General features: G+C 65.3%; 9 protein-coding genes. 3 read left to right on the forward strand and 6 right to left on the reverse strand.

What is annotated here, in order from left to right; genetic code table 11:
* Positions 1 to 567: phosphonate metabolism protein/1,5-bisphosphokinase (PRPP-forming) PhnN (phnN, locus tag EOA38_RS18925; RefSeq protein WP_127299939.1), on the forward strand; the 567-nt coding region annotated here is incomplete at its 5' end.
* Positions 568 to 761: 194 nt separating this feature from the next.
* On the opposite strand, the gene EOA38_RS18935 is transcribed toward phnN, so the two are convergent.
* From EOA38_RS18935 to EOA38_RS18945, 3 genes are all read right to left on the reverse strand, one after another.
* Positions 762 to 1757 carry an ABC transporter permease gene (locus tag EOA38_RS18935; protein WP_127299941.1) on the reverse strand — a complete coding sequence of 332 codons (996 nt, stop codon included), beginning with the start codon at positions 1755 to 1757 and terminating at the stop codon, positions 762 to 764.
* Positions 1754 to 3319: a sugar ABC transporter ATP-binding protein gene (locus EOA38_RS18940; protein ID WP_126095676.1), complete on the reverse strand. Its 1566-nt coding sequence runs from the start codon at positions 3317 to 3319 to the stop codon at positions 1754 to 1756. The genes EOA38_RS18935 and EOA38_RS18940 overlap by 4 nt, the downstream gene beginning before the upstream one ends.
* A gap of 136 nt (positions 3320 to 3455) precedes the next feature.
* Positions 3456 to 4418: a sugar-binding protein gene (locus tag EOA38_RS18945; protein WP_127299942.1), complete on the reverse strand. Its 963-nt coding sequence runs from the start codon at positions 4416 to 4418 to the stop codon at positions 3456 to 3458.
* A 584-nt stretch (positions 4419 to 5002) separates the two neighbouring features.
* Between EOA38_RS18945 and EOA38_RS18950 the strand changes: the two genes are divergently transcribed.
* Positions 5003 to 6109, forward strand: a complete 1107-nt coding sequence (locus tag EOA38_RS18950; RefSeq protein ID WP_189434739.1) for a LacI family DNA-binding transcriptional regulator — start codon at positions 5003 to 5005, stop codon at positions 6107 to 6109.
* 98 nt (positions 6110 to 6207) lie between these two features.
* Positions 6208 to 7008 (forward strand): class I SAM-dependent methyltransferase, encoded by an 801-nt coding sequence (locus EOA38_RS18955; RefSeq protein ID WP_127299943.1) that lies wholly within the window; start codon positions 6208 to 6210, stop codon positions 7006 to 7008.
* 12 nt (positions 7009 to 7020) lie between these two features.
* Here the strand turns inward: EOA38_RS18955 and EOA38_RS18960 are convergent, their stop codons facing one another.
* The 3 genes from EOA38_RS18960 to EOA38_RS18970 all read right to left on the reverse strand — a co-directional run.
* Entirely contained in the window at positions 7021 to 7329 is a 309-nt protein-coding gene (locus EOA38_RS18960; protein WP_127299944.1) for a hypothetical protein, read from the reverse strand.
* Positions 7330 to 7349: 20 nt separating this feature from the next.
* Positions 7350 to 8288: a sugar phosphate isomerase/epimerase gene (locus tag EOA38_RS18965; RefSeq protein ID WP_127299945.1), complete on the reverse strand. Its 939-nt coding sequence runs from the start codon at positions 8286 to 8288 to the stop codon at positions 7350 to 7352.
* A 33-nt stretch (positions 8289 to 8321) separates the two neighbouring features.
* Positions 8322 to 9049 (reverse strand): Gfo/Idh/MocA family oxidoreductase (locus EOA38_RS18970; protein WP_127299946.1); only part of this gene is annotated, 728 nt, incomplete at its 5' end.

Raw genomic sequence — 9049 nt, forward strand, 5'->3', positions numbered from 1 at the left:
GTCTTCGTCGCCGTTGTCGGCCCGAGCGGCGCCGGCAAGGACACGGTGATCGGCTTCGCCAAGGCGCGCTTTGCCGGCGAGACGCGGCTGGAATTCGTGCGTCGCGTCATCACCCGGCCGAGCGATTCCGCGAGCGAGGACCACGACACGCTGGCCGACGCCGCCTTCGCCGAGGCGGAGGCCGATGGCGCCTTTGCCATCTGCTGGGACGCGCATGGCCTGCGCTATGGCTTGCCGGCCGATGTCGACTGGGCCGTCGCCAACGGCCATGTGGCCGTGGCCAATGTATCGCGCGCGATCATCCCGGCGCTGCGCGAGCGCTACGCCAATCTGGCGGTGGTCGAGATCACCGCCACGCCCGAAATCCTCGCCGAGCGGCTGGCGGCGCGCGGCCGCGAATCGCGCGGCGAGGTGCTGGCCCGCCTGGCGCGCAGCACGAGCATGACGCTGTCCGGTCCGGACGTCACCTCGATCGACAACAGCGGCGCCAGGGAAATTGCCGGCGAGCGCTTCGCCGAGGTGCTGCGCAAGGCGATGGCGTTCTCGGACCTGTCGGATCAGATCTAGCGCCTTTTCCTTCTCCCCTTGTGGGAGAAGGTGGCCGCGAAGCGGCCGGATGAGGGGTGCTGGACGGAGTGAGGCGTGGAAGATCAAAGGGTTTGAAACGCCCCCGAGGCAGCGATCCTTCCAACACCCCTCATCCGTCTCGGCGCTTCGCGCCGATCCACCTTCTCCCACAAGGGGAGAAGGGGGAGGCTCTGCTACTCCGCCGGCGCGCTGGCAATGTTCCTGCGCGTCGCTTCCATCATCCGGCGCCGGGCGCGGAATACGCCCCATTGCTGATCGACCAGCACGCCGATCAGGATGACGCCGCCCATCACCGCGAAGTTTAGCGAGGAGGGGATGCCGAGCAGGTTGACCAGATTCTGCAGTTCCTGCAGCAGCACGGTGCCCAGGATCACGCCGACCAGAGAGCCTTCGCCGCCGCGCAGCGAGAAGCCGCCGAGCACCGCCGCGGCGATCGCGTAGAGCTCGTAGAACTGGCCGTGGCTGGCCGGCGAGATCGAGCGCGTATACATGGCGAAATAGATCGCCGACAGCGCCGTCAGCACGCCGCAGATGACATAGGCGGCGATGACGACGCGCCCGGTGCGGATACCCGAATATTTCGCCGCTTCCTCGTTCTTGCCGATGGCGTAGAGGTAGCGCCCGAACACCGAGCGGTGCAGCACTACCCACATGACGATGGCGATGACGATCAGCGCCGTGAAGCTGTTCGGCACGCCGTAAGAGCGCCCGGCCGTGAGGAACTCGAGATCCGGGAAGTTCTGGCCGAAGGCGAAACCCGCCGTGCCGTCGGCGGTGTAGAACCGGGCGACGCCGCGATAGATCAAGAGGCCGCAGAGCGTCACCACGAAGGGCTGCATCTTGAGCCTGGTGATCAGCCAGCCATGCACGAAGCCGATGATGGCGCCGAGCGCGATGATCAGCGCGAAGGCCAGCGGCCAGTCCATCTCGCGCACGGCGATGAAGTCGATGAACAGCGTGCCGAGCAGCGCGACCAGCGAACCGACCGAGAGCTCGATGCCGCCGGTGATGATGACGAAGGCCTGGCCGATGGAGAGGATGCCGAACAGCCCGATCAGGTTGGAGGTGTTGGCGAGGTTGATCGGCAAAAGGAAACGCGGATTGATGGCAGTCACCACCGCGCCGACCACCAGGATCAGGACCAGCAGGCCGAGATCTTTCTTGCTCATTGCGCTCCTCCCGCAGCTTGCACCAGCTTGGGCTTTTTGCCCACCGCCAGCAGAAGCACGTTTTCCTGGCTGAAATCGTCCCGGTCGAGAATGCCGGAGATCTGTCCCTCATGCATGACGGCGATACGGTCCGAAACGCCGATCACCTCTTCCATGTCGCTGGAGATCATCAGCACCGCGACGCCGGCATCGGCGAGCGAGCGCATCAGTCCGTAGATCTCGGCCTTGGCGCCGATATCGATGCCGCGAGTCGGCTCGTCGAGGATCATCACCTTGGGGTTCATCGCCAGCCATTTGGCCAGAACCACCTTCTGCTGGTTGCCGCCCGAAAGCGTGCCGGTGCGGGTGAGCACCGACGGCGCCTTGATGCCGAGGTCCTTCTTCTGCTTTTCGGCGGTTGCGAGCTCGGCGCTGGTCGAGACCAGCGAGCGCTTCGCATGGGCAGGCAGGTTGGGCAGCGAGATGTTCTGCGCGATCGAGAGGTCGAGCAGGATGCCGGTAAGCTTGCGGTCTTCCGGCACCAGGAAGATGCCGTTCGCCACCGCGTCGGCGGCCGATCCGACATCGAGCGCCTTGCCGTCCAGCGCGACGCTGCCGCCGAGCCGCTCGTCGACGCCGAACAGGACGCGCGCGAGCTCCGTGCGGCCGGAGCCCACCAGCCCGGCGAGGCCGAGGATCTCGCCGCGCCTGATTTCGAGATCGACCGGGTGATCCGGATAGGCTGGGGTGCGCACCGCGCTGGCCGAGAGCGCCACGCCGCCCGGAGCGCGCCCCGCTTCGGCGGCCTTCTCGCGCTCCTTCAGCATGCGGCCGATCATCAGCTTGACCATCTGGTCGTGGTTGATATCGCTCTTCGGCAGCGTGCCGGCAAGCATGCCGTCGCGCAGCACCACGACGCGATCGGCGACACGCTCGACCTCGTGCAGGCGGTGCGAGATGAAGATGACGCTGATGCCTTCCGCCCGCAGCCCCTTGATCACGTCGAGCAGCTTTTCGGTTTCGGCGATCGGCAGGCTGGAGGTCGGCTCGTCGAGGATCACCAGCCGCGCCTTGATCGACAGCGCCTTGGCGATCTCGACCATCTGCTGCTGCGCCAGCGACAGCGAGGCGACCGGCGCGTCGGCCGAGAAATTGGCGCCGACGCGCTTCAACAGCGGCGCCACCATCTCGCGCAACCTGGCGCGGTCGACCAGCCTCAGCGGCCCGGCCTTCAACGGCTCGCGGCCGAAGAAGACGTTGGCGGCGACGTCGAGATTTTCGAAGAGGTTGAGCTCCTGGTGCACGAAGGCGATGCCGGAGCCGATGCTGGCTTCCACGGTCAGCCCGTCATGCGCGACGCCGTCGACCGTGACGGTGCCGCTGTCCGGCCGCGTCACGCCGCCGAGGATCTTCATCAGCGTCGATTTGCCGGCGCCGTTCTCGCCGACCAGGCCGATCACCTCGCCCGGCTTGACCTCCATGGAGAACCCGTCCAGCGCCACGACGCCGGGATAGGTCTTGCGCACGGCCTCGAGGCTCAGGAACGGAGCGGACTGGACGATGGATGGGTCGGAATAGTTCATCGCGCCATGGTTCATCGCGCCACAATTCATGACGCATCTCAGCAGCCGGTGGGCTACAGACTGACGGGCCTCGCGAGGCCCGTCAATACGGACGCCGGCTCAAGGCGAACCTTGAGCCGGCGCAACGGTTCATCGATTAGTTGCCCGCCATCGCCTTCAGATTGGCGGCGTAGGCGTCGACATCGTCCTTGCCGATGATCTTGGTCGGCACGATGATCAGGCCGTTCTGCGGAATGCCCGACTTGTCGCCCTTGAGGTAGGAAGCCATCAGCTTCATGCCCTGATAGGCCCATTCGAAGGGCTGCTGCACGACGGTCGCTGCAACCGTGCCTTCCTTGACGCCGCCCAGCGTGATCGGATCGTCGTCGAAGCCGACGACGGTGATCTGGCCGAGCTTGCCGGCGTCGCGCAGCGCTTCATAGATGCGCGGCGTGTTGTAGGAATAGAAGCCGACCATGCAGGTGATGTCGGGGCTGGCGACCAGCGCGTCCTCGACATTCTTCTTGGCGCGCGCCTGGTCGATGTCGTCGCCGCGCACGTCGACCAGCTCGATCTTGCTGCCGGCGAGCCCGTCCTTCATGCCCTGGATGCGCTCCTTGGCGTTGTCGGCGCCGAGCAGGCCGACGAAGCCCAGGCACTTGCCGCCGTCCGGCATCGCCTTCTTGGCGATCTCGGCCGCCTGCTTGCCGGCATCGACGTTGGACGAGCCGATATAGGCGACGCGCTTGGTCTGCGGGGCGTCCGAGTCGGTGGTGAACAGCGCCGTCTCGGACGCGATCTTGTTCAGCCCGTCGGTCGAGGTCTTGGGATCGACGGCGGAGACCATGATGCCCTTCACGCCGGCCGTCACCAGATCGTCCATCAGGCGTTGCTGGATGGCGACCGAAGACTGCTCCGGATATTTGAGCTCGAGAGTGTAGTCGGGCAATTCGCCCTGCGCCTTCTTCACGCCGGCTTCCGCCGCCTTCCAGAAGTCTGACGCGCCGTTGACGACGAAGGCCAGCGTCGGCTTGTCGTCGGCGCGCGCGGTCGCGCTCGCAGACAGTCCGAGAGCCAAGGCCGCCGCGGCGACGGATGCGTTACGGATCATGGATTTCATGGTTCAACCTCCCTTTTTGAAACTCATCCCTGATGTGTCGGCTGCGGCCTGGACGCCCTCCTCCTCAAGGGGCTTGCCCAAGGTCTGGCAACTTAAGAACGGCGCCAATCCAACCGCGACCAAGACACTAGACACTCATTTGGCGTTCGTAAATAGTCCGATTTGTCTGACATTTTCGTGAGAGCGAGGCAGCCCTCCTTAGGCGGCTTGCCGGCCAGTCGACACGCGTTCCTCCCACTGCCGCCACCGGCCGGAAGCCCCGGTTCGGTCGCGGCGAGTTGACAGTAAAACGCTTACGGCTATTAGTAAAGAGTATTAGTTATGAAGCTGGCATGGCGTATCCGCGGCGGCGACGGCCATATCCAGCCACGCAAGCGGGATGAGGATGGTGGCGGCAGGAAGGCACCTCGCTGAGGCGGGAATCACCGGCAATTCTCCGGTTTCACGGGATCGGTCATCTGTTTTTCGTTGACAGACGGAGCGGCTGGCAAGGAAGATGTCATCCTTGATAATAGTTATAAATTTGGCGCTTCCGCGCCGCACTTGACCACCTTGCCGTTGCCGGCGGGGTTTGGGAAACGACCATGAGCGAAACGACGGAACTGCGCGATCCCCCGGACACGTCCAGGCGACGCAACGCCAAGCCCAAGGGCCGCGTCACCATGACCGACATCGCGCGAGCCGCCGGCTGCTCGCAAGCGACGGTTTCCTTCGTGCTCAATAATTCGCCGGGCATCCGGCTGTCGCAGCAGACGCGCGACCGGGTGGTCGAGGCAGCGAGAGCGCTCGGCTATTCGCCGCCGGTCTTTTCGGCGCTCCGCCCGGCGGTGACGCCGTTCGAAGGGCTGGACGGCGTCATCGGTTTTGCCGTCGACCAACTCGCCACCAGCCCGGAGGCGGTGGTCGCCATCGAGGGCGCGCGCCAGGCTTCGTGGAACGCCGGCAACGTGCTCCTGGTCGCGCAGACCATGGGCGACGCCGTCATGGAGCCGAGGGCTATCCAGGCGCTGACGAGGCGCGGCATCTCGGCGCTGATCTACATGACCATCTTCACCCGCGAGATCGCCGCGCCCGATTTCCTCTACAGCCTCGACATTCCGGTCATCCTGCTCAACTGTTACACCGCCGACTATGCCTTCCCGGCGGTGGTACCCTCCGAGATCGCCGGCGGCCAGAGCTCCACCCGTCACCTGATCGGCCACGGCCACCGCCGCATCGCCACCATCACCGGCGAGCCCTGGATGCAGGCGGCGCAGGACCGGCTGAAAGGCTATCGCCGCGCTTTAGCCACCGCCGACATCCCCTTCGATCCGGAACTGGTGGTCGAGGGCGACTGGTCGGCCAGCGCCGGTTATGCGGCGACCGTCAAGTTACTCGCGCTCAAAGAGCGCCCGACCGCCATCTTCTGCCAGAACGACCGCACGGCGATCGGCTGTTACGAGGCACTGAAGGAAGCCGGCCTGCACATCCCGCAGGACATTTCCGTGGTCGGCTATGACGACGAGGAGATCGCCCGCCACCTTTTCCCGCCGCTGACCACATCGATCCTGCCGCATCTGGCCATGGGCCAATGGGCGATCGAGCAGCTCGAGACGCCGCCGACGCCCGGCCGCGGCCGCTACCCGATCACCAAGCTGGAATGCCCGTTGGTGGAACGTGAAAGCGTTGCGACCGTGAATTCGCCCACATAACCGCCTTCGCCTGCCCCGCTATCCTTGCCGCGACAATTGCCTCGCGCCTTGGCAGCAATTGCGTCGAGGTTTAGCGTGGGCTGATATGGGAGGTCCCGATGGCGTCTAGCTTTACCGTTCACGCAGCGTCCGGCTATGAGCAGCTCATGGGGCGCTGGAGCCGAAAACTTGCGCCGCTGTTCATCGACTTCGCCGGCTTGTCCGCCGGCGACAAGATCCTCGATGTCGGCTGCGGCACCGGCAGCCTGACCTTCGAGCTGGCGAAATCCGCCGGTCTCGCCGAAATCCAGGCCATCGACTTCTCAGCCGTCTTCGTCGAGGCGGCGAGAGAGCGCAATACCGATCCGCGCGTCACCATCCAGCAGGCCGACGCCACCGCGCTGCCTTTCGAGGACAACACATTCGACCGCGCGCTCGCCCTGCTCGTGCTGCACTTCGTGCCGGAGGCCGGCAAGGCGGTGTCCGAGATGCGCCGCGTGGTGCGGCCGGGCGGCGTGGTCGCGGCCGTCGTGTGGGATCATCTCGGCGGCATGCCGGGCATGCGCATGATGATCGACACGGTTGCCGCGCTGAGCGAAAGCGGCCGCCAGATGCGCACCCACTATTGCTTCCAGCCGATGATGCAGCCCGGCGAGATGAAGCGGACCTTCGTCGAACAGGGGCTGACCGACGTCACCGAAACCGAGCTGATGATCCGGATGGATTACCAGAATTTCGACGATTACTGGGCGCCGATCGGCGCCGGCGAAGGCCCACTCGGCAAGTTCATGACCACGCTGGACGCAGCCGAGCGGGCGCGCGTCGAGGGCGCCGTTCGCGATGCCTACGAGGCCGGCCGGCCAGACGGCCCGCGCTCGTTCGCCAACGTCGCCTGGGCTTGTCGCGGCATTGTGCCCTGATGGTGTTCGTCTTCAGCGCGATCTGAGCTGCGCGCGCACCGCGTCGCGAAAACTGCGGAAGCCGGGAAATCCGAGAAGCGCAAGCAGCCTGAGAAGCGTGGTCGTGGGCAGGCCGGTGGCTTCGGCCATGCCGGCGGCCGTCATGAAGGCGGCATCGGCCCATCGGCTGCGCAGGAAATCGCCGAGCGCCGGATGCTTGGCGACGAGTTTTGGTTCGCAAGCCAGCGCCGCGACCAACGTCGGCGGCGCAGGTCGTCCCGACCGCACTGGCATCGGCCGACGGGAAACCTGTTTGGGCGCGAGCGACTCGAGATTCGCCATAGGCGCCGCCTCTGCCCGCGCTATGCCAAATTGATGGCGACGTTGCGCAGCAACGCCACGGATTTGCGCATGCCTTCCATCGGCGACAGCATCATGTCCTCGTGCTCGATGGACAGCACGTCGTCGTAGCCGACCTGCTTCAGCGCGGCGCAGAACTGCCGCCACCAGGTCTCACCGTGACCGTAGCCCAGCGTGATGTAATTCCAGGCCCTATCGGCATAGTGGTTTGGCGGGCGCGCATCGAGCACGCCGTCGATGGCCGCCGGTATCGGTTCGATGCGTGTATCCTTCGCATGTACATAGTAGATCGCAGAGCCCAGCTTGCGGACGGCAGCGATGGGATCGGCGCCCATCCACATCGGGTGGCTGGGGTCATAGTTCGCGCCGACCGTCTCGCCGACGGCGTCGCGCAGCCGGAACAGAGTCTGGACGTTGTAGACGGCCTGATGGCCGTGCAGTTCCAGGCAAAGCTTCCTGACGCCGAGATTGTTCGAAAACTTCACCAGATCGCGCCAGTAGGGAATGATGCAGTCGTCCCACTGGTAGCGCTGGATGTCGGCGCATTCGGGCGGCCAGTCGGTGATGATCCAGTTGGGGTTGGCATCGCCTGGGCCGCCTGGCAACCCGGACATCATCACCACGCGATCGATGTCCATCAAGCTCGCCAGGCGGATCGTGTCCTCGGTCACCTGATGGTGCTTCTTGCCCTGCGGTCCCGGATGCAGCGGGTTGCCCGAGCAGTTGAGCGCAGCGATCGTCAGCCCGTGGTCGCGGACCCTGGCGGCGAATTCGGCGCGCGTCGCGGCACTGTCCAGCATGGCTGGGAGATCGATATGCGGCGCGGACGACCAGTTGCCGCAGGCGAACTCGAGTGTCTCGAGCCCGAGTTCGGCCGAGGCGCGAAGCATCTCGTCAAAGGAAAGATTGCCCAGGCTGTCGGTGATCATGCCAATCTTCATCTCGGGACTCCCGTTTGACTTGAGACCATCCGCTCAGGGCTTCACAGGCTCGAACCTGCCGGACCTGGCGGAGGCAAGGGCCGCCTCGCAAAGGATCATGGCCTTGCGGCCGTCGCTGGCCGTGACGGCGGGCTTGCTGCCGGTTTCGACGCAAGTGATGAAGTGATCGATCTCCGACGCGTAGGACTCGGCGTAGCGTTCGACGAAGAAGTAGAAGGGCTTGTCGCGCGATATGCCCCTGTCGCCGTACATCTCTACCGAGGTCGGCATCCGGTTCCCGGCCTGCAGCATGCCGTCGGCGCCATGCACCTCGATGCGCTGGTCATAGCCATAGGCGGCCCTGACGCTGTTGTTGATGTGGCACTGCCGGCCGGATGCTGTTCGCAGGATGAACATCGCGGTGTCGTAATCGCCGAGCTTCCTGTATTGCGGCGCCACCAGCGAGGAGCCGGTGGCGAAGAGTTCGACCGGCTCCTCGCCGAGCAGGTTCCGAGCCATGTCGAAGTCGTGGATGGTCATTTCGCGAAAGACGCCCCCACCCCCGGCCAGCGCTTCCTCGGTTTCGGGTTCGGGGTCTCGGCTTGTGATGATGACCTGCTCGACGGCGCCGATCTCGCCGCCGGCAAGGCGCTCCTTCAGCGCCCGGAAGCTCGGATCGAAGCGGCGGTTGAAGCCGATCTGGAACGGCACGCCCGCTTTCTCGACCGCGGCCAGGCACTCGTCCGTGCGCTTGAGGTCGAGATCGATCGGCTTCTCGCAGA

Source organism: Mesorhizobium sp. M1E.F.Ca.ET.041.01.1.1, assembly GCF_003997355.1.
Taxonomy (GTDB): domain Bacteria; phylum Pseudomonadota; class Alphaproteobacteria; order Rhizobiales; family Rhizobiaceae; genus Mesorhizobium.